The organism is Bacillus sp. FSL R5-0659 (genome assembly GCF_038008785.1).
GTDB lineage: Bacteria > Bacillota > Bacilli > Bacillales > Bacillaceae > Bacillus > Bacillus safensis.
Window position 1 is genome coordinate 3144296 of the sequence record NZ_JBBOZU010000001.1, and the last position, 15803, is coordinate 3160098.

Sequence of the window (15803 nt, forward strand, 5' to 3'; positions counted from 1 at the left end):
TGATGGAAAAGAACATACAATATTCTATTGTAGTCCCAGTCTATAATGAAGAGCTTGTGATCCATGAATCCTATCAGCGACTGAAAACAGTCATGGATTCGACGGGAGAAGCATACGAGCTTCTCTTCGTCAATGACGGTAGTATGGATCGAACAGCTGAACTAATTAAAGGGTATTCCCAAAACGATCCAAAGGTAAGACTCATTGATTTCTCACGTAACTTCGGACACCAAATTGCAATTACAGCTGGGGTGGATTATGCAAAGGGAGAAGCTGTCATCGTGATAGATGCAGACCTACAAGATCCGCCTGAATTGATATTAGAGATGATCGCAAAATGGAAAGAAGGCTATGAAGTCGTATACGCCGTGCGCACCAAACGAAAAGGTGAATCTTTTTTCAAAAAGCAAACCGCTTCCCTTTTCTATCGCGTTTTACGTCAGATCACCGAAGTAGATATCCCAATCGACACCGGTGACTTCAGGTTAATGGATCGTAGAGTGTGCCATGAAATGAGAAAAATACGAGAAAAAAATCCATTTGTTCGCGGTCTAGTCAGCTGGGTAGGTTTCAAACAGATTGCAGTAGAGTACGTTCGAGATGAACGTCTAGCAGGAGAAACCAAATATCCGCTCAAAAAGATGCTTAAGCTCTCGATGGATGGAATCACTTCCTTTTCCTATAAACCTTTGAAGCTAGCGAGTATAGCAGGAATTGCCCTTTCCGCTATCGGATTCATTTCAATGTTTCTTGTACTTTACTTAAAGCTTTTTACAAACAGCACCATTACAGGATGGAGTTCATTAATTGTCATACAGCTGTTCTTTAGCGGCATTATCCTCTTTATGCTGGGAATGATTGGGGAATACATCGGCCGAATCTACGACGAGGCAAAAGATCGACCACTTTACATCGTAAGAGAGAGTTACGGGCTTCAGTCAAAGCCACATCCTGTTCAACCCCCTGTTCATTTCAAGCAATACAAACAGCATTAAAAAAGCGTGTGAGACCTGTTTCAAGGTCCCGCACGCTTTTTGTATTAAGCAGCAGTTTCAAACCGCTTTCTGTTAATGAAGAAAGAAAGAGTAATCATCAGATAAATGCCCATTGTGACCATTGTTTGGACAATTGGAGTTGTTGACACAACGCCGATGAAAATGGCAATGATCGCAATCACAGAAAACCATGTTGTAAAAGGATACAGCTTCACACGATATCCTCCTGGTTCTGCTACACTTCGAGATTTTAAATGCCCGACAGCAATAATAAACCAGATGAATAAGACCGTATAGCTTAAAGATCCCATTAAATAATTAAAGGTTTGACTTCCTACAAAAAGAGAAATCAATACAGCGGCATACAATGTAGATGTACACACTAGGATTGCTCTAACAGGCACCTGCTGTTTTGATAGCTTTGAGAAGCCCTTCCATACACGTCCATCCATCGCTTGCGTATAAAGTACCCTTGAGGATGCGTACAGTCCAGAGTTCATAGAAGACAAGATCGCTAGTAAAATGATACCGTTCATGATATCACTTGCGTATGGCACGCCAATTGTTGCAAACACGGTGACGAATGGACTCACTTGCTCATTGTTTACTTGATTCCAAGGAATCAAGCTGACGATGATGAAGAACGGCAGTACATAGAAACCGATGATTCGTACAAATGTACTTTGAATAGCCTTTGGAATGACTTTTTCAGGGTTTTTTGTTTCTGCTAATGTGACCCCAATCATTTCCGTCCCGCCATATGAATACACCACAACAAGCATAGCCGCAATTAAGCCGCCCGTTCCATTCGGGAAAAATCCTCCATGGCCGGTTAAGTTGGATAATCCCGGTGCTGCATGCTGACCAAATGAGACAAAAAGCATGGTTAACCCAATGATAATAAATAAAATAATGACAGCAATTTTAATAGAAGCTAACCAGTACTCCGTCTCAGCAAACATTTTAACGGAACAAACATTGATCAATGTCACAACAAGTGAAATGATTAACACAAGTATCCAAATCGGCACCTGTGGGAACCAGTACTGAATAAAGATCGCAGATACGATCGCTTCTGCTGCAATGTTCAGCACCCACATTTTCCAGTATATCCAATCTAAGAAATAGGCCGGATATTTGCCTAACACAGGTTCAATTAAATCACGAAATGTTCTTGCACCAGGTCGTGCAACCGTCATTTCAGCAAGTCCTTGCATAATAAATAATAAAATAAGACCACCAATCATATATGCCAAAATGACAGCAGGACCTGCGATATCAATAGCAGAGCTGCTTCCTTTAAAAAGACCAGCACCAATTGCACCGCCAAGTGCGAGCATCATAATATGCCTTGACGTCATTGTTCGTTTTAACTGCACATGTTCCTTTTCCATTTTCTTTAGCTCCTTTAAATTTGAATCTTCAGACAAATATAAGATAAAAGCATATAAAAAGGCCAGTCATCTCCTGAAGAGACGACTGACCTTGCAACCGCGTTACCACTCTAATTGATTCAACCCTAGCTGAATCCAACTTAAAACCCGTTAACGGAGGTCACACGTAAAGACTTACTATTCATTCAGTCTTACCGCTCTTTGAGCGAGTTCAATGATTCGTTTTACTGCGTTGCACCAACCCGCAGCTCTCTTAAAAAACGGATGTTCATCTACTATTCTCAAGTCAAAGCGTTTATAGTCAATTTGTATATTCATCAAAGATTTTATTTTTTAAATATACTGACTAACCACGCAATTGTCAACATCCTTTTTCAGACATTCTCTTTTAACGAATCCAAACAGCTACTTCATCCATCGGACGGCGCGTTTTGCCGCGCTTCGGCTCGGTCACACGATAACCAAAGGCTGCCATGACAGAAATATCATACTGACCATCCTCAAGCAGCCCTTCTTCATCTAGAATGCGATGAATCTCATCGTAGCTGAATCCCTCGACTGGACATGAATCAATACCAATTTGCGCAGCGGCTGTCATCATGTTTCCAAGGGCAATATACGTTTGTTTTGAAGCCCAATCAAAGAGCGTACGTTCATTTTCTAACAAATGAAGATCATTCTCTTGGAATTCTTGGTAGCGTCCCTTCACCATCTCGAACGTTTCGTCTGTCATTCCTTTGATTTGCTTGTTGATGTATTCTGCATATGCTGAATCATAACGGGCGTCTGTTCTTGCCAAGATGATCACAAAATGGCTCGCAGTCGGAAGCTGCTTTTGCGCTCCCCATGTATACTCTTTTAATTTTTCTCTAAATGCTTCATTTTGAACAACGAGGAACTTCCAAGGTTCAAACCCTACAGAGCTTGGGGAAAGTCTTCCTGTTTCTAAAATAAACGCAAAATCATCTTCTGATATTTTTTTCGCTGGATCAAACTCTTTTGTCGCATGGCGGAACTCATACGCCTCAATGATTTCTTTTTTTAATTGTTCTTTGTCTCGCATTGTATTCATCCTTTCTATTAACCAATTAGGGTGTGTGTTTCATCAATCCAATTTCTTTCCATTCACATATAGAAATTGTTATGATAAGAAAACAAACAGCCCGAATGTGTGATGTGATATCTCTATGGTATAAGAAAAGCTTCGGGTGATTCAAGTACGCACATTTTTGTTCGTTAGTTACCATCTTGTTCGTATATCACCAAATTTGCCTTAGAAAGGAGTCTTAAGATGAGTGCACCATCCAATCCAGTCAGTATTGTCAATCATGGCTGTCCCGTTTCAGTGACGACAAGTGTCATCGGAGGGAAATGGAAAGGAGTGATCCTTTATCATTTGACTTGCGGACCAAAACGCTACAATGAATTGCGCCGGCTTCTGCCAAGAATTTCTCAGCGTGTCCTCACACTGCAATTGCGTGAGCTTGAACAAGACGGCGTTGTTCATAGAGAAGTCTATGAGGAGGTCCCCCCTCGTGTCGAATATTCACTCACTTCTCTCGGAAATACCTTAAAGCCTATCATCTTCGCCATGCGTGAATGGGGCGAATCCTACGGGAAAGAAGCGCGCCCAAAAGAAAAAAGCTGCCATCTCTAGCAGCTTTTTTTAAGATGAAATTGCCGTTGGTTCTTGCTGTGGATCATCCTTTACAAACAGGATGCCAAGCTGATGATGCTCCCCTTCATAAGAAGCCCGTTTCTCAAATCTTGTCTGACCATTTAAGCCAATGATCTCGAGCTTTGTTAGAGCACGATTGGTTTGAAGGGCTTCATAAAATTCCGAAACGGTTTTTACCTCAATTCCATTCACTTTTGTAATGACCTCTCCGATCTCAAGCTTTAAATCAGCCGCTGGTGTATTTGGAATAATTCCTAGCACCATCAGCCCTTGATTACGCTTAGAGAAGTAGAACGGGGCAGCATTGTCATTGACCCTCTGCTTCCATGAGAGAAAGGCTCTTCCTATCACCGCAATCAATACAGCTCCCCAAGCAATCGGTTCAAACCAAATACTTGCAGCACCTAATAAGGCGACAGCGAGTCCGAGCATGAGAATACGCCGCGCTGTAATTTGAATACTAACAATTGGCAGTGAGCCTTGAATTCTCTGACCGAATCCGATGATATAAGGAATCAAAATAAATGAAAAGCTTTGATCATGCACTTGAAGCACCGGCCACCATGGCAGAGAAGAAGTGAATTCACCTGCTGGCATCAGCAAAACAAGCGGTAAAAGCCACAGACGGTTTGCCCGCTGCTGACCAATTAAAAGTCCTCTCGCACTCATCACCATAGCAGGCGATGTACGTAAATGCGCCGTTCGATAGGCTAGGATCCCCTCGGTCATTAATAAAAGTCCTAGCAGAATGACAACGGCTGATGCATTCATCATTGAGAGCTGCGGCAGCCAAGAATGACTCACTTGGAAATGCATCAGTCCAAGTGCCGCAATAAAACTGAAACCGAGTGTGTATGCAGACGAAAGCGCACTCGCCTTAAAGAATAAAGAGAAAACGATGGTCATCGCTGCAATCAGCACGATGAATCCAGGGGGGAGGGCAATCCCTAAGCCTACTGAAATGACGGATAGGCATATCCCTAGAATCCATCCCTTTGAATATGTAAATTTAAGTTCATCGTATACATCTTCTATTCTTGTTTGAAACGCTTTTCTCTCCCGCTTTACGCGGATGTAGCCATGCAATAGGCTGATTAATATCATGAAATAAAAAAGAGGATGGATTAAAAACAGACCGACCGCTTTTAATCCGGCTCCCATCCACTCCGAGCTCATTATCGTTCACCGCCCAAGTCAAGCATTTTCTCTTATTCTATCAAATAAATCGATGCTTGACATCAGGTTTATTTCTCCTGATTCATCCAAAGTGTGACATTCGACAGTGAAAAATCTTTTAAGTAGTGATTGACATCTACATCTAGTATGCCGCCGAGCAGCTGCATCGACCTCTTGATGTCGGTTAAGTTTATACCAAGTCTCTTATGATTATCCATTAAATAATTGAAGTATATCTCAGCACAGTCTTCATCGATTTCGTCGACTGATTCTACCGTTGTGTAATTGACCAAGTACCTGCTTAACAGCATGAGCAGACTTAATGCCTTTGTAGCGGAAAACGTCACATCTTTCGAACGACTCTTAAGTTCCTCTACCAACTCGTAATATTTTTTCTCTCTCACAATACTTGCCCTTTTCAATTGTGTACCCCCATTTACTAGTTCTTTTAAGAAAAGCGCAAACCTCGGTACAGCTTAATGCTCAAGCTGAATATCCGCAAAAAATAAAATATTTAAAATGAGTGCTACTTTTTATTGTAAGAATTATTTATGTAACATACAACTTTCAAAAGTTTCATTTTCATGACATGTTTAAATCAACAGAAAGTCTCTTATATACATATGTTATCGGGTAAAATCGAAGGAATGTTATGTTTTTTGTAAAATAAATGAATATATTTCTCGATATAATTTATTTTTAATCATAAATTATTACATGTTCATGACACTTATGAACCAAAAAAAAGAGGCTATTATTCGCCTCTTTATTTTTTAAGATATAGTGCTTTTAGTGCAGTCTGTAATTGAAGGTCATTTTTTTCGTATGATTTCACTTCATCCACCATTTTGTTCATCATTTCCGCTGTTTTCAAATCAATGACACCTGATTTATCGAGATTGTATGTGCTTTGGAAGGCAAGTACGGCCTTTTTCGTTTCTTCATCAAAATATCCATCTACTCTGCCAGGGTCAAATGACAATCCCTTTAACAGCGTCTGGGCTTGTCTCACTTCTTCATTGTTCATATCAAGCTGAAGCGGTTCTTTTAGCTGAAGCGGACCTGCGGTAAAGTAATCTGGCTGATGAATAGCAATTGTCGGTACGACGCCTTTTTTGTGTATCCAATTGCCTTTTGGGGTGAGCCATTTATACAGCGTTAATTTAATATTACTTCCATCTCCCATCGGAACCGCCTGCTGCACAGTTCCTTTTCCAAATGAGACATCACCGACGACTTCATACTTTCCGGCTTCTTTCATGGCTCCAGCAAGTATTTCCGAAGCGGAAGCACTGCCTTTATCAATTAAGACGTTAACTGGGTAAGGCTTTTGTTCTTTCAGTTTTGAAAAATATCGCTTCCGGTCGCCATTCCGTTCTGCGATTTGAATATAGGGCTGATCCTTCGTAATAAAATGCTTCAAAATATCTTCCACACTTTGCAGATAGCCGCCAGGGTTTCCTCTCACATCCAGTACAAGGCCTTCTATGCCCTTTTTCTCGAGCTGTTTCAGGCTTGACGTGAAATCCTTCGCCGTATCTTCAGAGAAGCTGGAGATCGCAATATAGCCTGTTTTATGCCCATTGACCTCTTTTACAGAGGAAGTCACTGTTTCAAGCGGGATTTCCTCTCGTTTGATATGGAACGTTAGCTCTTTTTCAATCCCATTTCGTTTGATTGTTAAGGCGACAGAAGTTCCTTTTTTCCCTCTTATTTTCAGCACAGCATCGTTTAAGCTTTTTTCTTTCATCGGTTCACCGTCAATGCTGATGACTTCATCTTTCGGCTTTAGACCCGCTTTTGCCGCAGGGGATTTTTTAAAGGCTGAGACGATAATGATCTTTCCTTCATCCATCCCCACTTCTGCCCCAATTCCCTCAAAGGAAGAATCAAGCGAATCAGAAAATTGCTTTGCGGTTTGCTTGTCCATGTATACTGAATATGGATCGTTTAACGTCGAAAGCATTCCTTGGATCGCGCCTTCAAGCAGCTTTTGCCGATCCACTTCCTCTACATATTCATTCGAAATAAGGTCATAGGCTTTCTCGATCTTTTCCATCCCATTCTCTTTCGCCTTATCACTTGATTGAGCTTGTCCAGCCATTGCAGCAGCTGCTTGCGGTGACTCCGCATGAGTTCCTTCTTTATGCGTCATCACACCTGCACTTATTAAGAGAACGACACTTGCCATAATAGATGCGATTTGTTTTTTCATATTTGGCCTCCTTCTTCAACTCTTCCTGATGACCTGAGTTATTATATGCCAGAAGAAGGGATTTCATGTAAAGACATTCTCCCGTGAAGGCTTGACGAATCATTTTATTAGGTGTAATTTTTATTTTGTTATGATTGAGAAGGAGTCTTGGCTATGTATATTATCTTGACGATGCTTTTATTAGGAATTTTATTAGGTTTTGTAGGAGCAGGCGGGGCGGGATTTGTCATCGCATTGCTTACATTAATTTTTGATATCCCTATCCATACAGCACTCGGGACGTCATTAGCCGCTATGGCATTTACGACACTATCAGGTGCATACAGCCACTACAGGGAAGGGAACATTCAGTTAAAATCTGGTTTGATTGTCGGGGCTCTGGCTTGTATTGCTTCTTTTGCCGGGGCTAAGGTCGCTCCTTTTATTCCAGAAGAGAGTCTGCACTATTTAACAGCAGGGATGCTTTTTTTATCCGCTGTTTTTATGATGATCAAACTATTTGTTCTTAATGAAGAGGCTGAGCAGCAACCGCTTTCTTCACGTCAGCTGATGACAAGAGGCATTATTTTAGGCCTTGTGTCTGGAATGCTGTCAGGCATGTTTGGTATCGGGTCTGCACCATTTATTCAAGTAGGACTTTTGATTTTACTGAAGCTGTCGATTCGGCAAGCCGTTGGCACGACGATGCTTGTCATTATTCCGATTTCCATCGGCGGTGGAATTGGATATATTTCAGAGGGCTATGTTGATTTTATCTTGCTGATCCAAATATTAATCGGAACCGTCTTAGGCGCATTTATCGGCGCGAAATTCACACGCCTTGCACCGAAGCTCTTATTGAAATCAGCTGTTCTGTTAACACCTATTATTGCCGGGTTACTGCTGTTATTTTAATTCTATCTAGACAAAGAAAAGCCGATAACGTCATGTTATCGGCTTTTTGATTAGCGGATATATTGCGCTGGATTGACTGCATTTGATTTCGCGCCATTCCATAATCCTTTATGAATTTCAAAATGAAGATGCTGACCATGCGATTGGCCGGTATTTCCCATATAGCCAAGGAATTGTCCTTGTTCAACTCTCTGTCCTGTTGACACACTTCTTGTAGACAGGTGGGCGTATACAGTTTGATATGTCTGTCCATTGATATTGTGCGTAATGAACACAACATTTCCGTAGCTCGATGAGTAGCTTGAGTTTGTGACGGTTCCAGATGCTGCTGCATAGACAGGAACTGTGCCTTTTGCTGCAATATCTAATCCGAAGTGGTTTCCGCCAGAACGTCCGCCAAAGCCAGATGAGAAACGCCCTGCAGCTGGTTTAATAAAGCCTGAGCTGCTTGCTGGTGTATCAGATACTTGATCTGAGCCGCCGCTACGAGGTGCAGGTGCATTTTTTTCAGCTGCTTGCTTTGCTTTCGCCGCTTCTTCCTTTTGACGGTGAGCTTCCTCAGACTTCACAGCCGCTTTTTGGTTCGCAAGAATTTCTTGTTCATTCTCAAGCTTGCCTAGTTCATCATGTGCATGATTTTTTTTATCTGTCACATCACCTAAAATGTGTTCTTTTTCTTTATGCTTCTTAGATAAATCTTTTTTCAGTGCTTCTAGCTCTTTCAGAGATGTTTCAAGTCCACTTAGCTGATTATTTAGCTCTGCTTCTTTTTGCTCCACCAGCTTTAAATCATTTTCATGTTCTGTAATCATGTCTTTGTCTGCTTCAACAATCGTTGTGACAGCCCCAACACGACCGACAAAATCACTAAAGCTGCGAGCACCTAGCAGCACATCTAAATAGTTGATCGTACCGCCGCTTTTTTGCATAGAACGAATTCGGTCTTTGAAAATGGCTTTTCTTTTTTCAATTCGCTCATTGATGACTTGAATGTCTTTTTTTAGCTTCTTGATCTCTTGCTTCGTTTTTTTAACTTCTTTCTCTTTTTCAGCGACTTTTTCAGTTGCAGTACTTACCTTTTGGTCAATTTGTTCAATTTCTTTCTTGAGCTTTGATTCTTTCTTTTCAAGCTTTGCCAGCTCTGACTTCTTCTTCTTCAAGTTTGATTCAGTCTTCGATGTTTTCTCTTCGATTTGTTGACGTTTTTGATCTAGGTCTTCGTATGCAGATGCACGATTCTCGTTCCCTGGAATGTATAGCCACGTTGTTCCAATAAACGCTGCCATTCCAGCCATCATCAGCTTTCTTTTCAAAACGATATTCCCCTCCCATGACAACTGTCGACATGAAGAGCCGACCGGATGAATCGGATCAACCGGTCACATCTTCTATAGAATTCTCGAATGCTGCCATCAAAATATATTTATACTTTTAAGAATTTACGGATAGACGTTAAGCTTCCCCATACCCCAATGATTGCACCGATCACTAGCAGGATCAGTGATACTTGATAGACAAACGGGTTGTATGGAAGCATTGAAATAAATGAGCCTTGTACTCTCGGTGCGACCCAGCCCACTGCATATTGATACGTGCCAAGCAATAGGGCAATAGGTATAATGGAACCAAATACACCAAGCAATAATCCTTCAATGAAGAATGGCCAGCGGATAAACCAGTTCGTTGCACCTACCAGCTTCATAATCTCAATTTCTTTACGTCTAGCAAAGATCGTAATTTTGATCGTATTGGAGATTAAGAACATAGCTGTAAATAACAGCCCAATAATGAGCACAATGCCGACATTACGCGCTACTCCGACTACATTAAAGAGTCGGCTGACCTCTTCTTTCCCATAGGTTACCTTATATGTACCCTTTAGGTTTTCTAATTTCTTCGCTACTTTTGGTGTATCGTGAGGATCTGTTGTTTTCACAATGAACGCATCGTTTAATGGATTTTCTTGATCAACAAGTCCCATGGATTGTCCATTTTCTCCAAAGCTTTTAATCAGTGCTTTCAGTTCGTCATCCTTAGATGAGTACTTCACATTACTGATTTCAGGAATCTTTTCAATTTCTGCTTTTAATTCATCCTGCTGCTTTTGATTCGCCGTTAATTCGATTAATACTTTTACTTCTACTTCTTTTTCAGCGTTCGATGCCATGTTATTCAAGTTGAGCATAATCACAAGGAAAACCCCAACTAAAATCAATGTGACAGTAACCGCACTAATTGATGCAAAAGTCATCCACGTGTTTCTTCCTAGTGAACGGAAGCTCTCACGTAAATGCCGCGAGAGAGTTTTAATCATAAATTCCGTACTCCCCTCTTGCTTCGTCACGCACAATCATTCCATCTTCGATTGCGATGACGCGTTTCTTCATGGTGTTTACAATTTCTTTGTTGTGTGTCGCCATAACCACTGTTGTTCCGCGGTTATTAATCTCTTCGAGCGTCTTCATGATTTCCCAGGAAGTGTCTGGATCAAGGTTTCCTGTCGGCTCATCTGCAATGACGACCTCAGGGCTATTGACGATCGACCGAGCGATAGATACACGCTGCTGTTCACCGCCGGACAGCTGGTCAGGAAATTGGCGCGCTCTGTGTTTTAGCTGGACCAGATCGAGAACGTCAAGCACTTTTTTCTTAATGATATGAGGCTGTTCACCAATCACTTCAAGAGCAAATGCAACATTCTCAAACACAGTAAGAGTTGGAAGCAGCTTGAAATCTTGGAATACTACGCCAATTTCTCTTCTTACGTAAGGAATTTCTTTTTCCTTCATTGAACCTAAATCTTTGTTATTAATTAAGATTTGCCCTTTGGTTGGCTTCTCTTCACGATACATCATTTTGATGAAAGTGGATTTACCAGCACCACTGGGACCAACAACATACACAAACTCTCCTGGATGGATAGAGACATTGATTCCATTGATCGCCTTTACGCCATTAGGATAGATCTTGTAGACTTCCTTCATTTGAATCATGTAATCACCTAATCTTTTCTTATTCGCTGACTAACAGCTATCATGATGTTTTGACACTTCTCGTCAAAAAACGTTATGTATGGTTACGCACATACCCTTCGATACTTACTAGCAATTTATGTCCTTTTCATCCAAAAAGATGAAAAAATTGAATCGTCTCATTTTCAACAACTCCAATTATACGTCATGAATCGACGCAATGGTATTACATTTATATTTCAAAACTTATAAATAAAAGGTAAATAGAACAACCAAAACCGAAAAACGTGCCTTTATACCCTTATTTTTTAAATAAAATTTAATATAATGCGTTTTCATACTATCCAAAAGTCTTTTTCTACATATAAAAAACAAAAAAACCTTGTCGATTAGACAAAGGTTTTATTTTTTCTCTGCAAGCCATTTTGCTACTTCTTTTGCTTGCTTCTCATCTACCATTCCGCTTGGCATAGAGCCTTTACCGTTTTGCGCAATATCTGCGATTTGGCTTTCATTATATTTCTTCCCTACTTCTTTCAGGCTTGGTCCGCCTCCGCCAGATAGGTCTTTCCCATGACAGCCAATACAGTTTTGCTGATAGATCTCCTCACCACTGCTCACAGATGAAGCACTTTTGCTGCCTTCTTTTTCGCTGCTGCTTGAATTTCCTCCACAAGCCGCGAGAACAAGAAGCATTGCTGCAAATAGCATCGTTAATCCGCTTTTTTTCATCTATTTCCCTCCCTTACAATCATTTGGTCAACGCTATTATATCCTTGTTTATGCCCTTTTAAAACCCTCACCAAGCACCTCTTTTGCATCCATTACAATGACAAAAGCTGATGCATCGATTGCTTTCACCACTTGTTTCAACTTTGTGAATTGTGACTGCCCAACGACACACATCAAAATTGGGCGGTCATGATCGGTATATCCTCCGACTGCTGAGATCTTCGTCACACCGCGGTCAATTTGATCAAAAACCGCCTGTCTGACCTCATCTTCATGCCCTGTAATGATCATCGCCATTTTCGAATGACTGAAGCCAGCCTGTACCACATCAATCGTTTTACTCGAAATAAACACACCAATAACCGCGTACAGCCCCTCTTCGATTCCAAAGACCGTCATTGCAGCCAGAACAATCAAACCATCCATCATCGCTAAGCATGTGCCTAGCGTGAGTCCGGTGTACTTATTGATGATTTTGGCAGCGAGTGCCGTTCCACCTGTTGATCCATTCCCAAGGAACACAAGCCCTATACCGATTCCAATGACCACACCGCCAAAAATAGCTGCCAGCAGCGCTTCATGTGTGACAGGTGCAATATGTCTTGTGACAAACACCATGAAAGGTAAAAAAATCGAACCAACGAGTGTTTTCACTCCAAATGTACCACCTAATAAATAAAAGCCAGCGATAAACAGCGGAATATTGAGCCCCCATTGCACATACGCTGCTTCAAAGCCGAATGACTGCATAATGGTACTAATTCCGCTCACACCGCCTGCTGCAATCTGATTCGGTAATAATAACGTATTAAATCCAATCGCCACAATGGCAGATCCGATTAAAATGAACAAATAATTTTTCACTTCGATCCAAAATTGTGAATGTCCCTGCTTCATGTCTTTCTTCCTCCGTTACTTCTGAATGCACACCTATTTTAAGCCCTCTTAAAACGATTGTAAATAACAGCCAAATGCAGTGCTAATGGATTAATACTTTATCACACAGACGGATCAGCGTACTTGCCGGTTGGCATAGGAGTAAATGATGGTATATTTAATATGTACATGAGAAAGAAGGGGCATGCGATGAAGAAAATACTGAAGATAACAGGTATGACATTACTTGCACTGATCATCTTAGCTTTTGGTGCTTTCTATACATGGAGCCGCTTTACATACGGACCATCAGAAGCATTAAAAAAACAGGTGAACATGGAGCAAGTGGAACATAAAAACGATGTTTATACATTTGAAGCATCAAAAAGTGATACTGGCATCATTCTCTATCCTGGGGCAAAGGTGGAACCACTTGCGTATGCCTATATTGGGGATACGCTGATGAAAAAGGGCTACTCTGTCTTTATCCCTGACATGCCATTTTCCTTTGCGATCTTCAATCCAAACAAAGCGCAAGACATCATCAAAGACCATCAAACGATCAAACACTGGTATATTGGTGGACATTCACTTGGCGGGGCAGCTGCCGCTATGTTTGCAGAAAAAAATCAGAGCAAGCTAGATGGACTTTTTTTCCTAGCATCTTATCCAGCATCAGATGACCTGAAACAATCGTCACTAAAAGTCCTCTCTATTTCAGGTGAAAAGGATGGGCTGGCAACACAAGAGAAAATCAAAAAATCGAAAGCAAATCTGCCGTCTCAAACCGTTTATCATGAAATAAAAGGCGGGAATCATGCGCAATTTGGCATGTATGGCAAACAAAAAGGGGATCAGACGGCGGACATTCCAGCCCTGTCGCAGCAAAATGATCTCATTCAGACAATGCTGGATTGGCTGAAGCCAGCAAAAAAGCTCCCATAATGGGAGCTTTTCATTTTTATTTTTTCGTCACTTCTAAAAATTCTTCAGCATCTGCTACAGCCAAACGAATGGCTTCTTCCCAAAATGCTTTTTGGGTAAGATCAACGCCTAGATGCTTTTTAGCTAAATCTTCCACTGTCATTGAAGCAGTATCTTTTAATAATGCAATGTATTTCTCTTCAAACGATGTACCAGCCTGCAATGCTTTTGCATAAATCCCCAACGAGAACATGTATCCAAAGGTGTATGGGAAATTATAAAATGGAACATTCGTGATATGGAAATGCAGCTTAGACGCCCAGAAATGAGGATGGTATTCATCTAATGAGTCACCAAACGCTTCCTTCTGCGCTTCGACCATCAATTCATTCAATCGGTCAGCTGGCACTTCTCCTTGTTTACGCTCTTCATAAAACCGCTGTTCAAATAAGAAACGAGATTGAATGTTCATGAAGAATGCTACACTTCGCTGCAGCTTATCCTCTAACAAGCTGAGACGCTCCTCTTCATTTGCCGCTTCTTTTAATGAAGCATCAGCTACAATCATTTCTGCGAAGGTGGACGCTGTTTCAGCTACATTCATTGCGTATTTGCGATTCAGAATGCGAACATCCTGCATCACGTCCTGATGGAACGAATGACCAAGCTCATGCGCTAGTGTCGCCACATTGGATGGACTACCTGAGAAGGTCATAAAAATGCGTGATTCTCCGCTGTCAGGGAAATTTGTACAAAAGCCGCCTACCCGTTTGTTTGGACGGTCCTCAGCTTCTACCCAGCGTTCGTTAAAGGCTTTTTCTGTAAAAGCAGCGAGCTCTTCTCCAAATCCAGCGAAGTGTTTCACAATAAAAGCAGCTGCTTCTTGATAAGGATAGATTTTGGTCTCACTGCCGATAGGAGCCCCAACATCAAACCAGCTCAGCTTATCCACTCCAAGCATCTCAGCTTTTCGATGTAAATAATCAATGAATGGCTGCTTATGTTCATCAATCACAGACCACATTGTATCAAGGGTTTCTTGTTTCATACGACAAATTTCAAGCGGCTCTTTTAAAATGTGATCCCAGCCTCTTGCTTCATACACTTGCAAACGAAAGCCAGCAAGGTGGTTGAGCGTACTAGCAAATAAATGTTCATCCTGTGTCCATGCATGCTCTAGGTTGTGGTAAACAGCCTTTCTGACTTCACGATCGGAATCATCCATTGCATTTTCCGCTTGGCCTACAGAGATCATCTGCGTTTCACCATGCTGTTCAAACGGAATGGTAATTTTATTCACTAAGCTGGAATAAAGCTCATCCCACGCATGGTACCCATCTACAGCCAGCTTTTGGATCAGTGTTTCTTGTTCAACAGGTAATTGATCCTTCACACGGTCTCTTCGCTCATTTAATATGTAGCGGACATCTGAAAAGACTGCTGAATTCATCAGTTCTTCCCACTTGTTTGCAGGAATAGCAGCAAGCGCTTGATCAAACAGTGCAAGGATGGTTCCTAAATCCGCTTCTAGCTTGGCAATCGTACCTCGAAGGCTGCCTGCTTTCATATCCTTCGTATTTTGAGCTTGGAGGCAGGATACAAATGAACCTGCTTGAGACAATTTTTTATATGTAGTTTCATACGTGTCAAGGACAGACGTTAATTTGCTTTCAATGTGTGTATCTTCTTTTGAAAAGGCATCCACCTTTTGTCGTAATTCATCTAATAGCTGCTGAATGGTTTGCAGGTATGTCTTAAATTCTGGTGAAGAACTGCCTCCTTTAAAAAAGGCATCTAAATCCCACGTTTCTTGCAATGGTGTTAATCCCAAAATATTTCCCCCTTTATTTGCTAATTTCATCATACAAAGGATATAGAATCAGTATGTCGTAAGTATTCCTTTATATTCATTATATTTTCTCACAATTAAAAAAACCCGGCAAGAAG

General features: G+C 41.2%; 15 protein-coding genes and 1 other annotated feature. Of the genes, 4 read left to right on the forward strand and 11 right to left on the reverse strand.

Features of this window, described 5'->3' with window-relative positions:
* The first annotated feature begins 2 nt into the window (after window positions 1–2).
* Window positions 3–995, forward strand: a complete 993-nt coding sequence (locus tag NSQ72_RS16365) for a glycosyltransferase family 2 protein (protein ID WP_341084686.1) — start codon at window positions 3–5, stop codon at window positions 993–995.
* A gap of 44 nt (window positions 996–1039) precedes the next feature.
* On the opposite strand, the gene NSQ72_RS16370 is transcribed toward NSQ72_RS16365, so the two are convergent.
* Together NSQ72_RS16370 and NSQ72_RS16375 are read right to left on the reverse strand one after the other, a co-directional pair.
* On the reverse strand, window positions 1040–2389 hold the full coding sequence (locus NSQ72_RS16370) for an amino acid permease (protein WP_059377561.1): 1350 nt from the start codon (window positions 2387–2389) through the stop codon (window positions 1040–1042).
* A 74-nt stretch (window positions 2390–2463) separates the two neighbouring features.
* Window positions 2464–2688 (reverse strand) — a binding site (T-box leader).
* A gap of 89 nt (window positions 2689–2777) precedes the next feature.
* Window positions 2778–3452, reverse strand: a complete 675-nt coding sequence (locus tag NSQ72_RS16375) for an NAD(P)H-dependent oxidoreductase (RefSeq protein ID WP_039181741.1) — start codon at window positions 3450–3452, stop codon at window positions 2778–2780.
* Window positions 3453–3680: 228 nt separating this feature from the next.
* Between NSQ72_RS16375 and NSQ72_RS16380 the strand changes: the two genes are divergently transcribed.
* Complete coding sequence (locus NSQ72_RS16380) at window positions 3681–4046, forward strand: winged helix-turn-helix transcriptional regulator (protein WP_024423595.1); 366 nt, start codon at window positions 3681–3683, stop codon at window positions 4044–4046.
* Between the two features lie 9 nt (window positions 4047–4055).
* Here the strand turns inward: NSQ72_RS16380 and NSQ72_RS16385 are convergent, their stop codons facing one another.
* From NSQ72_RS16385 to ctpB, 3 genes are all read right to left on the reverse strand, one after another.
* A complete protein-coding gene (locus NSQ72_RS16385) occupies window positions 4056–5243 on the reverse strand; it encodes a PDZ domain-containing protein (protein ID WP_024426241.1) in 1188 nt (395 codons plus the stop codon).
* A 68-nt stretch (window positions 5244–5311) separates the two neighbouring features.
* Complete coding sequence (locus NSQ72_RS16390; protein WP_003212923.1) at window positions 5312–5665, reverse strand: swarming motility protein SwrAA; 354 nt, start codon at window positions 5663–5665, stop codon at window positions 5312–5314.
* Between the two features lie 344 nt (window positions 5666–6009).
* Window positions 6010–7458 carry a carboxy-terminal processing protease CtpB gene (ctpB, locus tag NSQ72_RS16395; RefSeq protein WP_039181746.1) on the reverse strand — a complete coding sequence of 483 codons (1449 nt, stop codon included), beginning with the start codon at window positions 7456–7458 and terminating at the stop codon, window positions 6010–6012.
* Window positions 7459–7611: 153 nt separating this feature from the next.
* On the opposite strand from ctpB, the gene NSQ72_RS16400 reads away from it, so the two are divergent.
* Complete coding sequence (locus NSQ72_RS16400; protein WP_024423598.1) at window positions 7612–8352, forward strand: sulfite exporter TauE/SafE family protein; 741 nt, start codon at window positions 7612–7614, stop codon at window positions 8350–8352.
* 50 nt (window positions 8353–8402) lie between these two features.
* On the opposite strand, the gene NSQ72_RS16405 is transcribed toward NSQ72_RS16400, so the two are convergent.
* From NSQ72_RS16405 to NSQ72_RS16425, 5 genes are all read right to left on the reverse strand, one after another.
* Window positions 8403–9665, reverse strand: a complete 1263-nt coding sequence (locus tag NSQ72_RS16405) for a murein hydrolase activator EnvC family protein (RefSeq protein WP_341084687.1) — start codon at window positions 9663–9665, stop codon at window positions 8403–8405.
* 110 nt (window positions 9666–9775) lie between these two features.
* Complete coding sequence (gene ftsX, locus NSQ72_RS16410) at window positions 9776–10666, reverse strand: permease-like cell division protein FtsX (protein ID WP_039181755.1); 891 nt, start codon at window positions 10664–10666, stop codon at window positions 9776–9778.
* Complete coding sequence (ftsE, locus tag NSQ72_RS16415; RefSeq protein WP_024423601.1) at window positions 10659–11345, reverse strand: cell division ATP-binding protein FtsE; 687 nt, start codon at window positions 11343–11345, stop codon at window positions 10659–10661. The genes ftsX and ftsE overlap by 8 nt, the downstream gene beginning before the upstream one ends.
* 381 nt (window positions 11346–11726) lie before the next feature.
* The gene (gene cccB / locus NSQ72_RS16420) at window positions 11727–12056 is read right to left on the reverse strand and encodes a cytochrome c551 (protein WP_058837547.1); all 330 of its coding nucleotides are present in this window, start codon (window positions 12054–12056) and stop codon (window positions 11727–11729) included.
* Window positions 12057–12104: 48 nt separating this feature from the next.
* Window positions 12105–12953 (reverse strand): YitT family protein, encoded by an 849-nt coding sequence (locus NSQ72_RS16425; protein WP_024426245.1) that lies wholly within the window; start codon window positions 12951–12953, stop codon window positions 12105–12107.
* 189 nt (window positions 12954–13142) lie between these two features.
* Between NSQ72_RS16425 and NSQ72_RS16430 the strand changes: the two genes are divergently transcribed.
* Window positions 13143–13877, forward strand: coding sequence for an alpha/beta family hydrolase (locus tag NSQ72_RS16430; protein WP_126682361.1), 735 nt, complete (start codon window positions 13143–13145; stop codon window positions 13875–13877).
* Window positions 13878–13893: 16 nt separating this feature from the next.
* Here the strand turns inward: NSQ72_RS16430 and NSQ72_RS16435 are convergent, their stop codons facing one another.
* Window positions 13894–15687, reverse strand: a complete 1794-nt coding sequence (locus NSQ72_RS16435) for a M3 family oligoendopeptidase (protein WP_330545596.1) — start codon at window positions 15685–15687, stop codon at window positions 13894–13896.
* Window positions 15688–15803 lie beyond the last annotated feature (116 nt).